Origin of the sequence: Halomonas faecis (assembly GCF_010993975.1) — a bacterium.
GTDB lineage: Bacteria > Pseudomonadota > Gammaproteobacteria > Pseudomonadales > Halomonadaceae > Halomonas > Halomonas faecis.
Genome location: NZ_JAACZO010000012.1, coordinates 23,083 through 40,441, shown reverse-complemented (window position 1 = coordinate 40,441; position 17,359 = coordinate 23,083). Strand labels below are relative to the sequence as shown.

Below are 17,359 nucleotides of genomic sequence, written 5' to 3'. Positions count from 1 at the left end.
CGGAGCCCGAAGCTCACCGCTGGCGCGTCAGCGCCGTCCGTGATGGTTCTCGAAGCGTTTGACGTTGGAGAGTTTGGGGTTGCCCTGTGGGCTCGCTCGGTAGAGCAGGGCCACCTTGCCGATGGTTTGCACTGTTTCGGCGTTGCTGGCTTTCAGCAACTCGTCGAGCATGGTGGCGCGGTCGTCGCGCTCGGCCAGGGCGAGCTTGACCTTGATCAGCTCATGGTCGGTCAGCGCCCGGTCGAGTTCGGCCAGCACGCCCTCGGAGAGGCCGTTCTCGGAGACCGTGACCACCGGGCTCAAGTAATGCCCGATGCTGCGAAATGCTTTCTTTTGTGCCTGTGACAAGCTCATGGTATCTTGCGTCTTCCCGGTTGCGCGCAGCCCGTCATGGTACGGGGAAACGCCAGCCGGCGAAAGCATGGCGCGGCCTGACTCCGGCCCCCTGTCAGCTCGTATCGAATACCGCCTGTGGGCCGCTGGCCTTCTCACGCTTACCCGTTTCGTAGTCAAGGTGATGTTCGTGGCTCGTTCCACCCCTCCCTCGCGCGATGGCGCCTCGCGTCGTCGATCCGGCTGGCTCAAGGAGCATTTCGACGATCGCTTCGTGCAGCAAAGCTGGCAGGACGGCTATCGCAGCCGTGCCAGCTACAAGCTGCTGGCGCTCGACGCAAAGGACCATCTGTTCCGGCCCGGCATGACGGTGATCGACCTGGGGGCCGCGCCGGGCGGCTGGAGCCAGGTGGCGGCGGAAAAGGTGGGACACGAAGGGTTGGTGATCGCCTCCGACATACTCGAGATGGATGCCCTGGCCGGTGTCGAGTTCATCCAGGGCGATTTCACCGAGGAGACGGTGCTCGAGTCGATTCTCGCTGCGCTGGGCGGTCGCGAGGTGGACCTTGTGATGTCGGACATGGCCCCCAACATGAGTGGTATGGCCGCCATCGACCAGCCCCAGGCGATGTATCTGGTGGAGCTGGCCTTGGACTTGGCCCAGCAGACGCTCAGGCCGGAAGGGCGGTTTCTCGCCAAGGTGTTTCAGGGCGAGGGATTCGACGCTTATCTCAAGGCGCTGCGCGAGCGCTTTCGGCGGGTCGTTACGCGCAAGCCGGAGGCGTCGCGTTCGCGCTCCCGGGAAGTCTACCTGCTGGCAGACGGATTTCGCGGCTGAGCAAGGCTTGGCCGCCCGATGTCGGCGGCCGAGGGCTCGGCTGCCGATAGATACAGACTAATGGCGTAATGGCCGGACAAGGCGGCTCAACTGTGTCACAGTGAGCCTAGATAGCCAGATGGCGATGGCGTGGGAACGTCAACGCCGTGCGCATGGTCCTATACCCAGGCGTCATTGGCAGACAGTTGCTTGTAATGAGGGTACTCCCTTGAATGATATGGCGAAGAACCTGATTCTGTGGTTGGTCATCGCGGCAGTGCTGCTGACGGTGTTCAACAACTTCAGCGTCGACAGCACCCCGCAGACGATGAACTACTCGCAGTTCGTCGAGCAGGTGCAGAATCAGCAGGTACGCAGCGTCACCATCGATGGCTATACCATCAATGGTGAGCGTACCGACGGTTCGCAGTTCCAGACGATCCGGCCGGCGGCGGATGACCCCAAGCTGATGGATGATCTGCTGGCCAACGACGTGACGGTGGTGGGCAAGGAGCCCGAACAGCAGAGTCTGTGGACCCGGCTGCTGATCGCCAGCTTCCCGATTCTGCTGATTCTCGCCATCTTCATGTTCTTCATGCGCCAGATGCAGGGCGGCGGCGGCGGCAAGGGCGGGCCGATGAGCTTCGGCAAGTCCAAGGCCAAGCTGCTTTCCCACGATCAGGTCAAGACCACCTTTGCTGAAGTGGCGGGCTGCGACGAGGCCAAGGAGGAGGTCGAGGAACTGGTCGACTTCCTGCGTGACCCCTCCAAGTTTCAGCGCCTGGGCGGCACGATCCCCCGCGGCGTGCTGATGGTCGGCCCACCCGGTACCGGCAAGACGCTGCTCGCCAAGTCCATCGCCGGCGAGGCCAAGGTGCCGTTCTTCTCGATCTCCGGCTCCGACTTCGTCGAGATGTTCGTCGGCGTGGGCGCCTCGCGCGTGCGCGACATGTTCGAGCAGGCCAAGAAACAGGCGCCGTGCATCATCTTCATCGACGAGATCGACGCCGTGGGCCGTTCGCGTGGCGCCGGCATGGGCGGTGGCAACGACGAGCGCGAACAGACGCTCAACCAGCTGCTGGTGGAGATGGACGGCTTCGAGGCCAACGAAGGCATCATCGTCATCGCCGCCACCAACCGTCCCGACGTGCTCGACCCGGCGCTGCTGCGTCCGGGGCGTTTCGACCGTCAGGTGGTGGTGCCGCTGCCCGACATTCGCGGTCGCGAACACATCCTCAACGTGCACCTGCGCAAGGTGCCGCTTGCCGACGACGTCAAGCCGTCGCTGATCGCCCGCGGCACACCGGGCTTCTCGGGCGCCGACCTGGCCAACCTGGTCAACGAGGCGGCACTGTTCGCGGCGCGGCGCAACAAGCGCCTGGTGGGCATGGAGGAACTGGAGCTGGCCAAGGACAAGATCATGATGGGCGCCGAACGCCGCTCCATGGTCATGACCGAGAAGGAGAAGCTCAATACCGCCTACCACGAGTCCGGGCACGCCATCATCGGCCTGGTGATGCCGGAGCACGATCCGGTCTACAAGGTGACCATCATTCCGCGCGGTCGTGCGCTGGGCGTGACCATGTTCCTGCCTGAGCAGGACCGCTACAGCCTGTCGCGCCAGCAGATCATCAGCCAGATCTGCTCACTGTTCGGCGGCCGCATTGCCGAGGAGATGACGCTGGGGCCCAACGGCGTCACCACTGGTGCCTCCAACGACATCAAGCGTGCCACGGAGCTGGCCCATAACATGGTCGCCAAGTGGGGCCTCTCCGAAGAGATGGGGCCGGTGATGTATGACGAGGACGAGTCGCACCAGTTCCTCGGCGGCGCGGGTCAGGGCGGCAAGCTCAAGTCGGGCGAGACCAACACCAAGCTCGACAAGGAAGTGCGCAAGATCATCGATGAGTGCTACACCAAGGCGAAGCAGATTCTCGAGGACAATCGCGACAAGCTCGATGCCATGGCCGAGGCGCTGATGCAGTACGAGACCATCGATGCCGATCAGCTCAAGGACATCATGGAAGGCCGTACGCCTCGTCCGCCCAAGGATTGGGAGGACGGCGATTCTTCCGGCGGTGGGTCGCCGGTCACCGCCGACGACATTGAGTCGGCCGATGACGAGTCGACGGCCGATGCGGATGACGGGGACGACGAAGAGGACGACGAGCCGCGCCGTCGTCCTTCCGACCCGCTAGGCGGTCCGGCCGGTTCCTGAAGCCGCGAGCCTTGAGCGGCAGGCGCCCTGCGGGGCGCCTGTGCCGTTTGTGGTACCCTTGGCGGATTCTTCGTGACCCTTCTCGCCACAGGAACGAGACATGATGGACAGCGCGTCGCCCACCTGGCTGCCGTGTGGCCGCCACCGGCTCGACCTCTCTTTTCCCCGCGTGATGGGGGTGCTCAACGCCACTCCCGACTCCTTTTCCGATGGCGGGCGTCACAATGCCCGCGACGATGCGCTACGCCATGCCGAACGGTTACTGGCCGAGGGTGCGGCGATCATCGACGTGGGCGGCGAGTCGACTCGCCCCGGGGCTACCCCGGTGCCGGTCCAGCAGGAACTGGATCGCGTGCTCCCGGTGGTCGAAGCGTTGGTCAGTGAGCTCGATGCCCTGGTGTCGGTGGATACCAGCAGTCCGGAGGTGATGCGGGCGGCGGCGCAATCCGGTGCCGGAATGCTCAATGACGTGCGTAGCCTGCAACGCGAGGGCGCGCTGCAGGCTGCGGCCATCAGCGGTCTGCCGGTGTGCCTGATGCACATGCAGGGAGAGCCCGCCGACATGCAGAATGCTCCCCGCTACGACCGGCCCATAGAAGAGGTCGTGGTGGACTTCCTTGCCGATCGGGTGGCCGCCTGCGAGGCGGCGGGATTGCGCCGCGAGCGTCTGCTGCTCGACCCCGGTTTCGGCTTTGCCAAGACCGTGGAGCACAACCTGCGGCTGCTCAACCGGATGGACCGCCTGGAGCGGCTCGGCCTCCCGCTGCTCGTGGGCATGTCGCGCAAGAGCATGATCGGCAAGGTGCTCGCCCGCCCGGTGGAAGAGCGTCTGTCGGGAGGCCTGGCACTGGCGGCGCTGGCCGTCGAGCGCGGGGCGAGGATCGTGCGCGTCCACGATGTGGGGCCTACGCTAGACGCCATCAACATGACCTGGGCCGTACTCAAGGAAGGTTGCTAATGACACGACGCTATTTCGGCACCGACGGTATTCGCGGCACAGTGGGTGACTACCCCATCACGCCGGATTTCATGCTCAAGCTGGGCTGGGCCATGGGGCGCGTGCTGGCGCGGGAATCGGGCCGTGCACGGGTATTGATCGGCAAGGATACGCGCATCTCCGGCTACATGTTCGAATCGGCGCTGGAAGCCGGTCTCTCGGCCGCCGGCGCGGACGTGGCACTGCTCGGCCCCATGCCCACGCCGGGTATCGCCTACCTGACGCGCACCTTTCGCGCCGATGCCGGCATCGTGATCTCCGCCTCGCACAACCCCTTCGCCGATAATGGCATCAAGTTCTTTTCGAGCGCCGGCACCAAGCTCGATGACGGCATCGAGGAGCATATCGAGGCCATGCTCGAAGAGCCGTTGTCCACGGTAGCGGCGGATCGGCTGGGCAAGGCGATGCGCATCGACGATGCCGCGGGGCGCTATATCGAATTCTGCAAGTCGACCATACCCAATCGGGTCAGTCTGCATGGACTCAAGGTCGTACTCGACTGTGCCCATGGTGCCACCTACCACATCGCGCCCAGCGTGTTCCGCGAACTGGGTGCCGATGTCAGCCTGGTGGGGGCCAATCCCGACGGGCTCAACATCAACCGCGAGGTGGGCTCCACCTCGCCGGCCAGCCTGCGTGCCGCGGTGATCCAGCAGAGTGCCGATCTGGGCGTGGCCTTCGACGGCGACGGGGATCGCGTGTTGATGGTGGATGCCGATGGCCGCGAGATCGACGGTGACGACATCCTCTACCTGATTGCCAGCGATCGCCACGGGCGCGGCCTGATGGTGGGTGGCGTGGTGGGCACCCTGATGACCAACTTCGGCCTGGCCATGGCCCTCGAAGGCATGGGAATCCCCTTCGAGCGCGTCAAGGTGGGCGACCGCTACGTGGTGGAGCGGATGGCGGCCAACGGCTGGCAGCTGGGTGGCGAGTCCTCCGGCCACATCGTGTGCGCCGACGTGCAGACCACCGGCGACGGTATCGTTTCGGCGCTGCAGGTGCTGGCCATCATGGTCAACGAAGCCAAGCCGCTGGCCGGTCTGCTGGCCGGTCTGGAGAAGGTGCCCCAGGCGCTGGTCAACGTGCGCTTGACGCCAGGTACCGATGCACAGGCGCTGATGCGCTGCGAGGCGGTGCAGCGCAGCGTCGCCGCCGTGGAGGAGGTGCTGGGTAGCGAAGGGCGCGTGCTGCTGCGCCCTTCGGGCACCGAGCCGCTGCTGCGCGTGATGGTCGAGGGGCGGGCGCATTTCGACGTCGATGCCCTGGCGCGGCGAATCGCCGATGAGGTAACGCGCGAACTGGCTTGACCGCCCCTCTCCATGGTTGTGTTGACACGGGGGCTCCTATACCATTTCGCACCACTTTGAAAGAGGATCGAGCATGCGAACGCTGCTGATCGCCGGCAACTGGAAGATGAACGGCTCCCTGGCGCTGGTCGATGCTTTCGCCCGGGCCTTTGCGAGCGTCAAGCTCCCGGCTCGAGTGGAGGTGGCGCTGATGGTGCCCTTTCCCTATTTGGGTGTCGCGGCCGAGACCTTCCAGGAAACGCCGTTGACGGTGGGTGCTCAAACCTTGAGCGATCGTTCGAGCGGCGCCTTCACCGGCGAGGTGAGCGGTGCCATGCTGGTCGATGTGGGGGCGCGCCTGGTGCTGGTCGGCCACTCCGAGCGGCGCAGCCTGTTCGGGGAAGACGATGCGGCGGTGCTGGCGCGCGTCCAGGCGGCGCTCGAGCATGGTTTGAGGCCGGTGCTGTGCCTTGGCGAGACGCTCGAAGAGCGCGAAGCCGGGCGTACCGAGTCCGTCGTGATTGGTCAGCTCGCCGCGGTTTGCGATGCCCTGGACCCTGCCGAGCGCGCGCGCCTGGTGCTGGCCTACGAGCCGGTGTGGGCCATCGGCACCGGCAGAACCGCCAGCCCCGAACAGGCCCAGGCAGTGCACTCAGCGATTCGTGGGCGCCTGGCGGCCTACTCCCCGGCTCTCGCCGAAGGCATGCAGATCCTCTATGGCGGTAGCATGAAAGCCGCCAATGCGGGCGAGTTGCTCGCCCAGCCGGACATCGACGGTGGCCTGGTGGGCGGTGCCGCTCTCCAGGTCGACGACTTCCTAGCCATTTGCCAGTCAGCAGGTTGAAACCATGCAAGTTGCCATTCTCATGATCCATGTGGTGATTGCGATCGCCCTGGTCGCTCTCATCCTGCTGCAGCAGGGCAAGGGTGCCGAAGCCGGTGCCGCCTTTGGCGGCGGTGCCTCGCAAACCGTCTTCGGCTCGCGTGGTTCGGGCAGTTTTCTGTCGCGCGCCACGGCAGTGCTTGCTGCAGCCTTCTTTGCCACCTCGCTGGTGCTCGCCTACTTCGCTTCCCAGGCCGGTGAGGCTCCCGAAGCGGGGATACCCGATGCCGAACTGATCGATCAGCAGCGCAATACGCCGACTCTTGACGACGAAGGCGGCGACGTGGATAATACTGCGCCAGTGCTGGAGGAAAGCAGCGACTAAGCTGCCGTTCCAGCAGCATTATTTGCCGAAGTGGTGGAATTGGTAGACACGCTATCTTGAGGGGGTAGTGGCCTTATGGCCGTGCGGGTTCAAGTCCCGCCTTCGGCACCATCTGTATCCCGAAGCGCGCCGCTGGCGAGTTTCGGTCGTCGCAACGCAGGATTGGCACCAGAAAGATTGTAGCAAAGGCGCCGCTTTATCTTGACGCTTTCCCGTCAAGTGCCTACAATCGCCGACCTGGAATGATGCGGGGTGGAGCAGCCTGGTAGCTCGTCGGGCTCATAACCCGAAGGTCGTCGGTTCGAATCCGGCCCCCGCTACCATCTTCCCGATGGCTTGCAAGTGGCAAGCGCATGTCGAGAAGTGGTGTAACAGGTTTCTTGTGAAAGGCCCCTTCCTGCGAAGGGGCTTTTTGTTAGCGGCCCATCCTCGTCAGTGAGTGATGAGTCGGTTCGGGCAACGCCAATCAGCCACCTAGCTTTCCTGTTCACTCCCGGCCAGGTGCCTGATGCAACGGCTGTAGGAGCTTTCTCTGTGGCACTCAAGGACGCCGCGCTGCATGCGCTGATCGAGCCGGTGGTCACCGCCATGGGATTCGAGCTATGGGGCATCGACTACCTGTCCCAGGGCAAACATTCACGGCTGGTGATCTACATTGATCATGCCGAGGGCGTGACTGTCGAGCACTGTGCCGACATCAGCCGTCAGGTGAGTGCCTTGCTCGACGTCGAGGATCCCATTGCCGGCGAATATCGCCTGGAGGTGTCTTCGCCGGGCATGGATCGTCCGCTCTTCACGCTCGATCAGTTCTCTCGTTTTCGCGGTCACCTGGTGGCCTTGCGGTTGCGGGTACCGTTCGAGGGACGCCGCAAGTTTCAGGGGTTGCTGGCCGGCACTGAAGGTGAGGACGTTCTGCTGCAATTCGACGGAGAGGAATATTGCTTTCCCATCGATATCATCGACCAGGCACGCATCGTGCCCTCTTTCGAGTCGTAAGGCCGATGGATAAGGACAGGTTTTCTGGCGAGGCAAAGGCATGAGTAAAGAAATTCTGACGGTCGTTGATGCGATCTCCAACGAGAAGGGCGTGCCCCGTGAGGTGATCTTCGAGGCCGTCGAGGCAGCATTGGCCAGCGCGTCACGCAAGCGCTTCGATGGCCAGGAAGTCAGCGTGCGGGTCAAGATCGATCGCCAGACCGGCGATTACGAGACGTTTCGCCGCTGGGTGGTGGTCGAAGACGACGAGTTCGAAAATCCCGACGCCGAGATCAAGCAATCCTTCGCCGAGCGCCGCGATCCGCCGCTGACGCTGGGTGACGTGGTCGAGGAGCAGATCGAGAACGCCGCATTCGGGCGTATCGCTGCCCAGACCGCCAAGCAGGTGATCGTGCAAAAGGTGCGCGAAGCGGAACGCGCCGAAGTGGTGCGTCAGTACGCCGAACGCGAGGGCGAGCTGGTTGCCGGCATCGTCAAGAAGACGACGCGTGACGGGCTGATCATCGACCTGGGCGACAACGCCGAGGCCTTTCTGCCGCGCAGCGAGATGATCCCCGGCGAGCGCTACCGAATGAACGATCGTGTCCGGGCGCTGCTCACCAAGGTCGATGCCGAAGCGCGTGGCGCTCAGCTGATCTTGTCGCGCACCTGCCCGGAACTGATCATCGAGTTGTTCAAGATCGAGGTGCCGGAGATCGCCGAACAGCTCATCGAGATCAAGGGCGCGGCTCGTGATCCCGGGTCGCGGGCCAAGATCGCGGTGAAGACCAACGATCGCCGCATCGATCCGGTGGGTGCTTGTGTGGGTATGCGCGGTTCGCGGGTCCAGGCGGTTTCCAGCGAGTTGCAGAACGAACGCGTGGACATCGTGCTATGGGACGACAACCCGGCGCAGCTGGTGATCAACGCCATGGCGCCGGCGGATGTCGGCTCGATCCTCGTCGACGAAGACACCCATGCCATGGACGTGGCCGTCGCCGAGGACAACCTGGCCCAGGCCATCGGTCGTAGCGGCCAGAACGTGCGCCTGGCTTCCGAACTCACCGGCTGGCGACTCAACGTCATGACGGAGAGCGAGGCCGAGGACAAGCGCGAGCAGGAAATCGACGATCTGGTCGAGTACTTCATCCAGCACCTGGACATCGAGGAGGATCTCGCCCGGCTGCTGGTCGAGGAGGGGTTCACCACGCTGGAGGAGATCGCCTACGTGCCCCTCGAGGAGATGCTCGAGATCGAAGAGCTCGACGAGGATCTGGTGGAAGAGCTTCGAGCGCGGGCCAAGGATGAGCTGCTCAACCTGGCGATTGCCTCCGAGGAAGAGCTGGACGGTGCCCAGCCGGCCGAGGATCTCCTTGAAATGGACGGCATGGAGCGCCACCTGGCCTTCATTCTGGCCAGTCGAGGCATCATCACCATGGAGGATCTGGCCGAGCAGTCCGTCGATGATCTGATGGACATCGAGGACATGGACGAAGAGCGCGCTGCAGCACTGATCATGACTGCCCGTGCGCCATGGTTCGAAGGCGAACAGTAAAACGGGTCACGGGCTGAGGAGGGTCAACATGTCGGAAATGACCGTTAAGGATTTTGCAGCGAAGGTGGGCCGCGATGTGCCCCGCCTGCTGGAACAGATGAAAGAAGCCGGGCTCGCCCACAAGTCCGAGAGCGATGCCGTCTCCGAGGAGGACAAGCGGCAGTTGCTGGATTACTTGACCAAGAGCCACGGTGGAGGCGGTGCGGGCGCCCGTAATCGCATCACCCTGACGCGCAAGACGCGCAGTCGCATCAAGACCGGCGACCGGGGCAAGAGCATCGAGGTTCAAGTGCGCAAGAAGCGCACCTATGTGAAGCGCGAAGACGCCCAGGACGATGAGCAGCCGGCACCGGAAGAAGAGACCGGGCCGCGGCAGCTGGTCGGCGATATGGCCGATTCGCAGCAGGCAGAGGCCGAGCGCGAGGCCGAGCAGGCGCGGGCGAGTGCCGCCGAGGAGTCCGCACGCGAGGCGGCCGCCAAGGTGGAGGCCGAGAAAGCCCAAGCCGAGCAGGCCCCGGCCGCGCCGGCGGAGCCCGAAGTTCCGGTGCCGGAGCTCGACAGCGAGGCTCCCGCGCCGGAAGACGCGCCGGCGCCGCCCAAGGAGGGGCGTCCCGAGCCGCGACGCGCAGCGGTCAAGAAGGCCAGCGGCAAGGGCGGCAAGAAGGGGCGTCACGAGCGAGAGGATGACGATCGCGGCGATCGCGAGGAACGTCGTCGGGGCGGCAAGAAGGCCAAGCGCGCCGAGCGTCGCGGTGGCCGTCGTGGCGGCACCCAGGGCGGCGGCAAGCACGGCTTCCAGAAGCCGACTCAGCCGATCGTGCGTGAGGTGTCGATTCCCGAATCGATCAGCGTTGCCGATCTGGCCGACAAGATGTCGATCAAGGCCAATGAAGTCATCAAGACCATGTTCACCATGGGCGCGGCAGTGACCATCAACCAGACCATCGACCAGGATACCGCGGCCATCGTGGTCGAGGAGATGGGCCACAAGCCCAAGCTGGTCAAGGATGACGCTCTGGAGACCGAAGTTCTCGAGGCGATTTCCTACGAAGGCGAGGAGGTCACCCGCGATCCGGTGGTCACGGTGATGGGGCACGTCGACCACGGCAAGACCTCGCTGCTCGATTACATCCGCAAGGCCAAGGTGGCCACCGGGGAGGCGGGGGGCATTACCCAGCACATCGGTGCCTACCACGTGCAGGGCGATCAGGTGAAAGGCAATCATGGCAGCGGCGTAACCTTCCTGGACACGCCCGGCCACGCTGCGTTCACCGCCATGCGTGCACGCGGTGCCAAGGCCACCGACGTGGTCATCCTGGTGGTGGCCGCCGACGATGGCGTGATGCCGCAGACCATCGAAGCCGTCGAACACGCCAAGGCCGCCGAGGTACCGCTGGTGGTGGCGGTCAACAAGATGGACAAGCCGGGCGCCGACCCGGACCGCGTCAAGAACGAGCTCTCCCAGCATGGCGTCATTTCCGAGGAGTGGGGTGGCGACACGCAGTTCGTCCACGTGTCGGCCCACACCGGTGAAGGCGTTGAGGAGTTGCTGGAAGCCATTCTGCTGGTTTCCGAGGTGCTCGAGCTCAAGGCCGTGCCCGAGGCGCCCGGCAAGGGTGTGGTCATCGAGTCGCGGCTCGACAAGGGGCGTGGCCCCGTGGCCACCGTGCTGGTGCAAAACGGCACCCTGAAGAAAGGCGACATCGTGCTCGCCGGCCTGCACTACGGTCGCGTCCGGGCGCTCACCAACGAGCTCGGCAAGCAGGTCGACGAAGCCGGGCCGGGTATGCCGGTAGAGATTCAGGGCCTCGACGGTACGCCCGAGGCGGGCGACGACTTCATGGCCGTCGCCGATGAGAGGAAGGCCCGCGAAGTGGCCAACTTCCGTCAGGGCAAGTACCGCGAGGTGCGCCTGGCCCGTCAGCAGAAGGCCAAGCTGGAGAACATGTTCAGCCAGATGGGTCAGGAAGAGGCTGCCAAGCTCAACATCGTGCTCAAGGCCGACGTCCAGGGCTCCCTGGAGGCGATCAGGGGCGCACTGGAAGAGCTCTCCACCGACGAGGTGCAGGTTTCCGTGGTCTCTTCCGGCGTGGGCGGCATCACCGGTACCGATGCCAACCTGGCACTGGCCTCCGAAGCCATCGTCATCGGCTTCAACGTACGCGCCGACGCCGCGGCCCGCGAGATCATCGAGCGCGAAGGGCTGGAGCTGCGCTATTACAGCGTCATCTACCAGTTGATCGATGACGTCAAGAAGGCCATGAGCGGCATGCTCGAGCCGGAATGGAAGGAAGAGATCGTCGGCGTGGCCGAGGTTCGCGACGTCTTCCGGGCGCCCAAGATCGGTGCCGTGGCCGGCTGCATGGTCGTCGAAGGCAACGTCTACCGGAACAAGAAGATCCGCGTTCTGCGTGACAACGTGGTCATCTACGAAGGCGAACTCGAGTCGCTGCGCCGCTACAAGGACGACGTCCAGGAAGTGCGCAACGGCATGGAGTGCGGTATCGGTGTGAAGAACTACAACGACGTCCAGGTCGGCGACAAGATCGAGGTCTTCGATCAGGTCAAGGTCGAGCGGACGCTCTAAGCGGAGCCGAGCATGCGCGAGTTCAAGCGGACCGACCGGGTCGGCGACCAGCTGCAGAAAGAATTGGCGGTGCTGATCCAGCGCGAGATCAAGGATCCGCGCCTGGGGATGGTCACCGTCAGTGGCGTCACCGTCAGCCGCGACCTGGGCTATGCCGACGTCTACGTGACGCTGCTCGGCGAGGAGACCCCGGCACACGTGCAGGAGAACCTCCAGGTACTGCGCAGGGCCTCAGGCTTTCTGCGCAGCCAGATCGCCCGGCGCATCAAGTTGCGCCACGTGCCGGAACTGCGTTTCCATTTCGATGAGAGCGTGGTGCGTGGCCAGCGGTTGTCGTCATTGATCGACGAGGCGGTCGAGAGCGACCGTGCCCGTCACGAGGGCGACGAGGACGGCAACGGCGGGGGAGAGCGCGGCTGATGGCGCGTCGCCGTCGTGGCCTGCCGGTGGACGGGGTGCTGCTGCTCGACAAGCCCCAGGGCGTATCGAGCAACCATGCCCTGCAGCGTGCCAGGCGCCTGCTGCAGGCGCAGAAAGCTGGGCATACCGGTACGCTCGACCCCATGGCTACCGGGCTGCTGCCGGTGTGCTTCGGCGAGGCGACCAAGTTCTCTGCCTTTCTGCTCGATGCGGACAAGGTCTATCATACTCGAGTGGAACTGGGTGTGGTCACCGACACCGGCGACGCCGAAGGCGAGGTGGTCGAGCGCCGCGCGGTGCCCCGGCTGACCGAGGCCGACGTCGAGGGCGTGCTGGAGCGCTTCCGCGGCGAGATCGATCAGGTGCCGCCCATGTACTCAGCGCTCAAGCACCAGGGCCGCAAGCTCTACGAGCTGGCCCGCGAGGGCAAGTCGGTTGCGCGTGCAGCGCGCCGCGTGACGGTGTATGATGCCCGGCTTCTCGCCTTCATGGGGGATGCCTTCGAGCTGGAGGTGAGGGTCAGCAAGGGCACCTACGTTCGCACGCTCGCCGAAGACATCGGCCAGGCACTGGGCTGTGGGGCGCACATCAGCGCATTGCGGCGGCTTGCTACCGGACCGTTCACCGGCGATGGCATGGTGACGCTCGAGGCGTTGGAGGCACTGCCCGAACAGGCAACCCGCGAGGCGACGCTGCTGCCCGTCGATGTGCTCGTCGAGCATCTGCCGCGACTGGCGGTCGACACCGAAGCGGCCCATCGGCTCGCCCATGGGCAGCCGGTCCGGGTGGCTCACGGCCTGGTCGAAGGCGAGACGCCGAGACTCTACTGCGACGGGGCTTTCATGGGCCTCGGCGTGGTAACGACGCCACAGGAAGTGGCGCCTAAACGGCTGCTCAGTGGAGCAGCCCGTTGACGAAGCCGCCATGCGGCTATCAGGGAGCAACGCCGAGACTGCAAATATGCGTGGTCTCACTCATTCACATCATTCAGGCATATTGCTGATTGGAGAGACAGATGGCACTGACAGCCGAACAGAAGGCCGAGATCGTCAAGCAGTACGGCCAAGGCGAGAACGACACCGGTTCCCCCGAAGTACAGGTGGCTCTGCTGAGCGCCAACATCGACGGTCTGCAGGATCACTTCAAGACCAACAAGCAGGATCACCACTCTCGCCGTGGCCTGATCCGCATGGTCAACCAGCGTCGCAAGCTGCTGGACTACCTGAAGCGCAAGGACTTCGAGCGCTATCAGTCGCTGATTCAGCGTCTGGGCCTGCGTCGCTAAAGGGAGAGGGGGAGCGCGAATCCCGCCTTTTCTTGAAGTATCAAAGAAACGGGTAGCCCCATGGGCTGCCCGTTTTGCGTTTTTGGACGCCAGAAGGCGTTAACCGGTGGCCCCGGCGCGCGTCAACCCCTAAAATGGTCGCCGAGTCGAAACGACCCATACATGAGATCGAAAAGTTGAAGGAAGTCGCCGTGAATCCGGTCAAGAAAACGTTTCAGTACGGTCGCAGCACCGTCACCCTGGAAACCGGGCGCATCGCCCGCCAGGCCACCGGTGCCGTGATGGTCACCATGGACGACACCGTGGTGCTGTGCACCGTGGTAGCGAAGAAGGAAGCCAATCCCGGCCAGCCCTTCTTCCCGCTGGCAGTGTTCTATCAAGAGAAGACCTATGCGGTCGGCAAGATCCCCGGCGGTTTCTTCAAGCGCGAGGGACGCCCCACCGAGAAGGAAACCCTCACCTCGCGGCTGATCGACCGCCCGATCCGTCCGCTCTTCCCCAAGGGCTTCATGAACGAGGTGCAGGTGATCTGCACCGTGCTCTCCACCGACCGCAATCATGACCCGGACATTGCCGCGATGATCGGCACCTCGGCGGCGCTGGCCGTCTCTGGCGTGCCATTCAATGGCCCCATCGCCGCTGCGCGGGTTGGTTTCACCGAGGACAAGGGCTACTTCCTCAATCCCACCGTCGAGGAACTCACCTCCTCCGAGCTGGATATGGTGGTGGCCGGTACCGAGAAGGCCGTGCTGATGGTCGAGTCCGAGGCCAAGGAACTGCTCGAGGACGAAATGCTCGGAGCGGTACTCTTTGCGCATCAGGAAATGCAGGTTGCCATCGGCGCCATCAACGAGCTGGCCGCCGAGGCCGGCAAGCCCAAGTGGGATTGGCAGCCGCCGGCCGAGAACACCGCGCTCAAGAGCGCGGTGGCCGAGGCCTTCGAGGCCAAGGTCGGCGAGGCCTACCGCATCACCGACAAGCTGGACCGCCAGGAAGCGCTCTCTGCCCTCAAGGCCGAGGCAGTCGAGAAGCTGGCCGATGAGGAAGAGGGTCAGTTCGATGCCGCCGAGGTGAAGGGTGCCTTCGAGAGCCTCGAAAAGCGCGTGGTGCGTTCTCGCGTCATCAAGGGCGAGCCACGCATCGACGGCCGCGACAACCGCACCGTACGACCGTTGGCCATCGAGGTGGGCACCCTGCCCAAGACCCATGGCTCGGCGATCTTCACCCGCGGGGAGACACAGGCGATCGTCATCGCCACCTTGGGGACGCTGCGCGATGCCCAACTGATCGAGTCGTTGGAAGGTGAGCGCAAGGATCGCTTCCTCCTGCACTACAACTTCCCCCCCTACTGCGTGGGCGAAGCCGGTTTCATGGGCGGTCCCAAGCGTCGCGAGATCGGCCACGGCCGTCTGGCCCGGCGCGGCGTGGAAGCCATGCTGCCCAGCGACGATGAGTTCCCCTATACCATTCGCGTGGTTTCCGAGATCACCGAGTCCAATGGCTCGAGCTCCATGGCCTCGGTGTGCGGTTCCTCACTGGCACTGATGGACGCCGGCGTGCCGATGAAGGCGCCAGTGGCGGGCATCGCCATGGGTCTGGTCAAGGACGACGACGGCTTTGCCGTGCTCACCGATATCCTCGGCGACGAGGATCACCTCGGCGACATGGACTTCAAAGTGGCCGGCTCCGCCGAGGGCGTTACCGCCCTGCAGATGGACATCAAGATCGAGGGGATCAACGAAGAGATCATGGAGCAGGCACTCCAGCAGGCAAATGAAGCGCGCCTGACCATTCTCGAGCAGATGAACGCGGTGATCGGTCAGAGCCGTGCCGAAGTCTCCGAGAATGCGCCCTCCATGGCCACCATCAAGATCGACCCGGACAAGATCCGCGACGTCATCGGCAAGGGTGGCGCCACCATTCGCAAGATCTGCGACGACACCGGCGCCTCCATCGACCTGGACGACGACGGTACCGTGCGCATCTACGCCGAGGACAAGGCGGCAGCCAAGAAGGCCATCGACACCGTGCTCGCCATCACCGCCGAGGCGGAGATCGGCAAGCTCTACCGCGGCAAGGTGGTGCGTATCGCTGACTTCGGCGCCTTCGTCAACATCATGCCTGGCACCGACGGTCTGGTGCACATCTCGCAGATCGTGCCCGAGCGGGTCAATGACGTGCGCGATTTCCTCAACGAGGGTGACGAGGTAGTGGTCAAGGTGCTCGACATCGACAACCGCAATCGCGTCAAGCTCTCCATCAAGGAGATCACGCCGGAAGAGAAGGCCGCCTTCGAGGCTGAAGCGACCGGTGCCGAGCTGTAAGCCACCTTCGACGAGCTGAAAGCTAGAAGCTGGAAGAAAAACCGCCCCCGCAGCCTGGCTGCGGGGGCGGTTCTGTTTAGGCTCTTCTTCGAGCTTCGAGCTTCGAGCTTCGAGCTCGCGCGCAGCGCCGTTACCGCTCGATGGCCAGCGCCACGCCCTGCCCTCCGCCGATGCACAGCGTCGCCAGACCCTTCTTGGCGTCGCGGGCCATCATCTCGTGGACCAGGGTGACCAGGATGCGGCAGCCGGAGGCGCCGATGGGGTGGCCGATGGCAATGGCGCCGCCGTTGACGTTGATCTTGTCGGTGTCCCAGCCGAGCTCCTTGTTGACGGAGAGCGCCTGGGCGGCGAAGGCTTCGTTGGCTTCGACCAGGTCGAGATCGTCCAGGCTCCAGCCCGCCTTTTCCAGGCAGCGGCGGGTGGCCGGCGCCGGGCCGATGCCCATGATTGCCGGGTCTACGGCGGCGTTGGAGTAGGCGGCGATGCGCGCCAGCGGCTCGAGGCCCAGCTGCTTGGCCTTCTCGGCAGAGCAGATCATCACCACGGCGGCACCGTCGTTGATGGACGAAGCATTGCCGGCGGTGACGGTACCGTCCTTCTTGAAGGCCGGCTTCATGCCGGACAGCTTCTCAGCAGTCACTTCGCGGGGGTTCTCGTCGGTGTCGAAGACCAGCGGGTCGCCCTTGCGCTGCGGAACCTCCACGGGAACGATCTGCCCCTTGAACTTGCCTTCCTTGATGGCCGCGGAAGCTTTCTGCTGGGATGCGGCGGCGAAAGCGTCCATGGCCTCGCGGGTGATGCCGTACTTTTCGGCCAGGTTTTCGGCGGTGACGCCCATGTGGTAGTTGTTGAAGGCATCCCACAGACCGTCGTGGACCATGGAGTCGATGGCCTTCCAGTCGCCCATGCGTTGGCCTGTGCGCGAATTGGGCAGCAGGTGCGGGGCCAGCGACATGTTCTCCTGACCGCCGGCGAGGATCAGTTCGGCGTCGCCGCAGCGAATCGCCTGGGTAGCCAGGTGCAGTGCCTTCAGGCCCGACCCGCACACCTTGTTGATGGTCATGGCGGGCACTGCATCGGGCAGCCCGGCCTTGATGGAGGCCTGGCGCGCCGGGTTCTGGCCGACGCCGGCCGTCAGCACCTGGCCGAGCAGCACTTCGTCCACCTGGTCGCTGGCGACACCGGTGTTGGCGAGAATGTCCTTGATCACCAGGGCGCCTAGGTCGCTGGCGGGAATGCCGGCCAGAGAGCCGCCAAAGGCGCCGACGGCGGTGCGGCGGGCGGCAACGATCACCACTTCTTGCATGAGAAGAACCTCCTGAACGTGAGTACGGGCGTCTGCCTTGTCAGC

Annotated in this window: 15 protein-coding genes and 2 tRNA genes; 15 read left to right on the top strand and 2 right to left on the bottom strand. The window is 64.4% G+C overall.

Annotation, left to right across the window (positions count from 1 at the left end):
• Positions 1–27: 27 nt before the first annotated feature.
• The gene (gene yhbY / locus GFD32_RS08455) at positions 28–354 is read right to left on the bottom strand and encodes a ribosome assembly RNA-binding protein YhbY (protein ID WP_163576123.1); all 327 of its coding nucleotides are present in this window, start codon (positions 352–354) and stop codon (positions 28–30) included.
• 169 nt (positions 355–523) lie between these two features.
• Between yhbY and rlmE the strand changes: the two genes are divergently transcribed.
• The 15 genes from rlmE to pnp all read left to right on the top strand — a co-directional run bounded on the left by rlmE (position 524) and on the right by pnp (position 16,008).
• Entirely contained in the window at positions 524–1,171 is a 648-nt protein-coding gene (rlmE, locus tag GFD32_RS08450) for a 23S rRNA (uridine(2552)-2'-O)-methyltransferase RlmE (RefSeq protein ID WP_240455583.1), read from the top strand.
• 208 nt (positions 1,172–1,379) lie between these two features.
• A complete protein-coding gene (gene ftsH, locus GFD32_RS08445; RefSeq protein WP_163576122.1) occupies positions 1,380–3,368 on the top strand; it encodes an ATP-dependent zinc metalloprotease FtsH in 1,989 nt (662 codons plus the stop codon).
• A gap of 100 nt (positions 3,369–3,468) precedes the next feature.
• Complete coding sequence (folP, locus tag GFD32_RS08440; RefSeq protein WP_163576121.1) at positions 3,469–4,326, top strand: dihydropteroate synthase; 858 nt, start codon at positions 3,469–3,471, stop codon at positions 4,324–4,326.
• Complete coding sequence (gene glmM, locus GFD32_RS08435) at positions 4,326–5,675, top strand: phosphoglucosamine mutase (protein WP_163576120.1); 1,350 nt, start codon at positions 4,326–4,328, stop codon at positions 5,673–5,675. The genes folP and glmM overlap by 1 nt, the downstream gene beginning before the upstream one ends.
• A 73-nt stretch (positions 5,676–5,748) precedes the next feature.
• The gene (tpiA, locus tag GFD32_RS08430; RefSeq protein WP_163576119.1) at positions 5,749–6,498 is read left to right on the top strand and encodes a triose-phosphate isomerase; all 750 of its coding nucleotides are present in this window, start codon (positions 5,749–5,751) and stop codon (positions 6,496–6,498) included.
• A gap of 4 nt (positions 6,499–6,502) precedes the next feature.
• Positions 6,503–6,862 carry a preprotein translocase subunit SecG gene (gene secG, locus GFD32_RS08425; RefSeq protein ID WP_163576118.1) on the top strand — a complete coding sequence of 120 codons (360 nt, stop codon included), beginning with the start codon at positions 6,503–6,505 and terminating at the stop codon, positions 6,860–6,862.
• 24 nt (positions 6,863–6,886) lie between these two features.
• Positions 6,887–6,973: transfer RNA gene (locus GFD32_RS08420), tRNA-Leu, on the top strand.
• Positions 6,974–7,108: 135 nt separating this feature from the next.
• Positions 7,109–7,185: transfer RNA gene (locus GFD32_RS08415), tRNA-Met, on the top strand.
• Between the two features lie 211 nt (positions 7,186–7,396).
• Positions 7,397–7,858, top strand: coding sequence for a ribosome maturation factor RimP (gene rimP / locus GFD32_RS08410; RefSeq protein WP_163576117.1), 462 nt, complete (start codon positions 7,397–7,399; stop codon positions 7,856–7,858).
• A 40-nt stretch (positions 7,859–7,898) separates the two neighbouring features.
• Positions 7,899–9,392 carry a transcription termination factor NusA gene (nusA, locus tag GFD32_RS08405; protein ID WP_163576116.1) on the top strand — a complete coding sequence of 498 codons (1,494 nt, stop codon included), beginning with the start codon at positions 7,899–7,901 and terminating at the stop codon, positions 9,390–9,392.
• Between the two features lie 28 nt (positions 9,393–9,420).
• Positions 9,421–11,979, top strand: a complete 2,559-nt coding sequence (gene infB / locus GFD32_RS08400; protein WP_163576115.1) for a translation initiation factor IF-2 — start codon at positions 9,421–9,423, stop codon at positions 11,977–11,979.
• A gap of 12 nt (positions 11,980–11,991) precedes the next feature.
• Complete coding sequence (rbfA, locus tag GFD32_RS08395) at positions 11,992–12,399, top strand: 30S ribosome-binding factor RbfA (RefSeq protein ID WP_163576114.1); 408 nt, start codon at positions 11,992–11,994, stop codon at positions 12,397–12,399.
• Positions 12,399–13,313: a tRNA pseudouridine(55) synthase TruB gene (truB, locus tag GFD32_RS08390; protein WP_163576113.1), complete on the top strand. Its 915-nt coding sequence runs from the start codon at positions 12,399–12,401 to the stop codon at positions 13,311–13,313. The genes rbfA and truB overlap by 1 nt, the downstream gene beginning before the upstream one ends.
• A gap of 101 nt (positions 13,314–13,414) precedes the next feature.
• Positions 13,415–13,684, top strand: a complete 270-nt coding sequence (gene rpsO, locus GFD32_RS08385) for a 30S ribosomal protein S15 (RefSeq protein WP_163576112.1) — start codon at positions 13,415–13,417, stop codon at positions 13,682–13,684.
• Positions 13,685–13,875: 191 nt separating this feature from the next.
• A complete protein-coding gene (pnp, locus tag GFD32_RS08380) occupies positions 13,876–16,008 on the top strand; it encodes a polyribonucleotide nucleotidyltransferase (RefSeq protein ID WP_205599066.1) in 2,133 nt (710 codons plus the stop codon).
• Positions 16,009–16,138: 130 nt separating this feature from the next.
• On the opposite strand, the gene GFD32_RS08375 is transcribed toward pnp, so the two are convergent.
• Complete coding sequence (locus GFD32_RS08375) at positions 16,139–17,314, bottom strand: acetyl-CoA C-acetyltransferase (RefSeq protein WP_163576110.1); 1,176 nt, start codon at positions 17,312–17,314, stop codon at positions 16,139–16,141.
• Between the last annotated feature and the right edge of the window lie 45 nt (positions 17,315–17,359).

What these genes read in the sequence shown, in the direction of transcription:
- secG (WP_163576118.1), top strand. Translation starts at nt 6,503, where the DNA reads ATGCAAGTTGCCATTCTCATGATCCATGTGGTGATTGCGATCGCCCTG.
- rbfA (WP_163576114.1), top strand. Translation starts at nt 11,992, where the DNA reads ATGCGCGAGTTCAAGCGGACCGACCGGGTCGGCGACCAGCTGCAGAAA.
- yhbY (WP_163576123.1), bottom strand. Translation starts at nt 354, where the DNA reads ATGAGCTTGTCACAGGCACAAAAGAAAGCATTTCGCAGCATCGGGCAT.
- tpiA (WP_163576119.1), top strand. Translation starts at nt 5,749, where the DNA reads ATGCGAACGCTGCTGATCGCCGGCAACTGGAAGATGAACGGCTCCCTG.
- infB (WP_163576115.1), top strand. Translation starts at nt 9,421, where the DNA reads ATGTCGGAAATGACCGTTAAGGATTTTGCAGCGAAGGTGGGCCGCGAT.
- GFD32_RS08375 (WP_163576110.1), bottom strand. Translation starts at nt 17,314, where the DNA reads ATGCAAGAAGTGGTGATCGTTGCCGCCCGCCGCACCGCCGTCGGCGCC.
- folP (WP_163576121.1), top strand. Translation starts at nt 3,469, where the DNA reads ATGATGGACAGCGCGTCGCCCACCTGGCTGCCGTGTGGCCGCCACCGG.
- glmM (WP_163576120.1), top strand. Translation starts at nt 4,326, where the DNA reads ATGACACGACGCTATTTCGGCACCGACGGTATTCGCGGCACAGTGGGT.
- nusA (WP_163576116.1), top strand. Translation starts at nt 7,899, where the DNA reads ATGAGTAAAGAAATTCTGACGGTCGTTGATGCGATCTCCAACGAGAAG.
- rpsO (WP_163576112.1), top strand. Translation starts at nt 13,415, where the DNA reads ATGGCACTGACAGCCGAACAGAAGGCCGAGATCGTCAAGCAGTACGGC.
- truB (WP_163576113.1), top strand. Translation starts at nt 12,399, where the DNA reads ATGGCGCGTCGCCGTCGTGGCCTGCCGGTGGACGGGGTGCTGCTGCTC.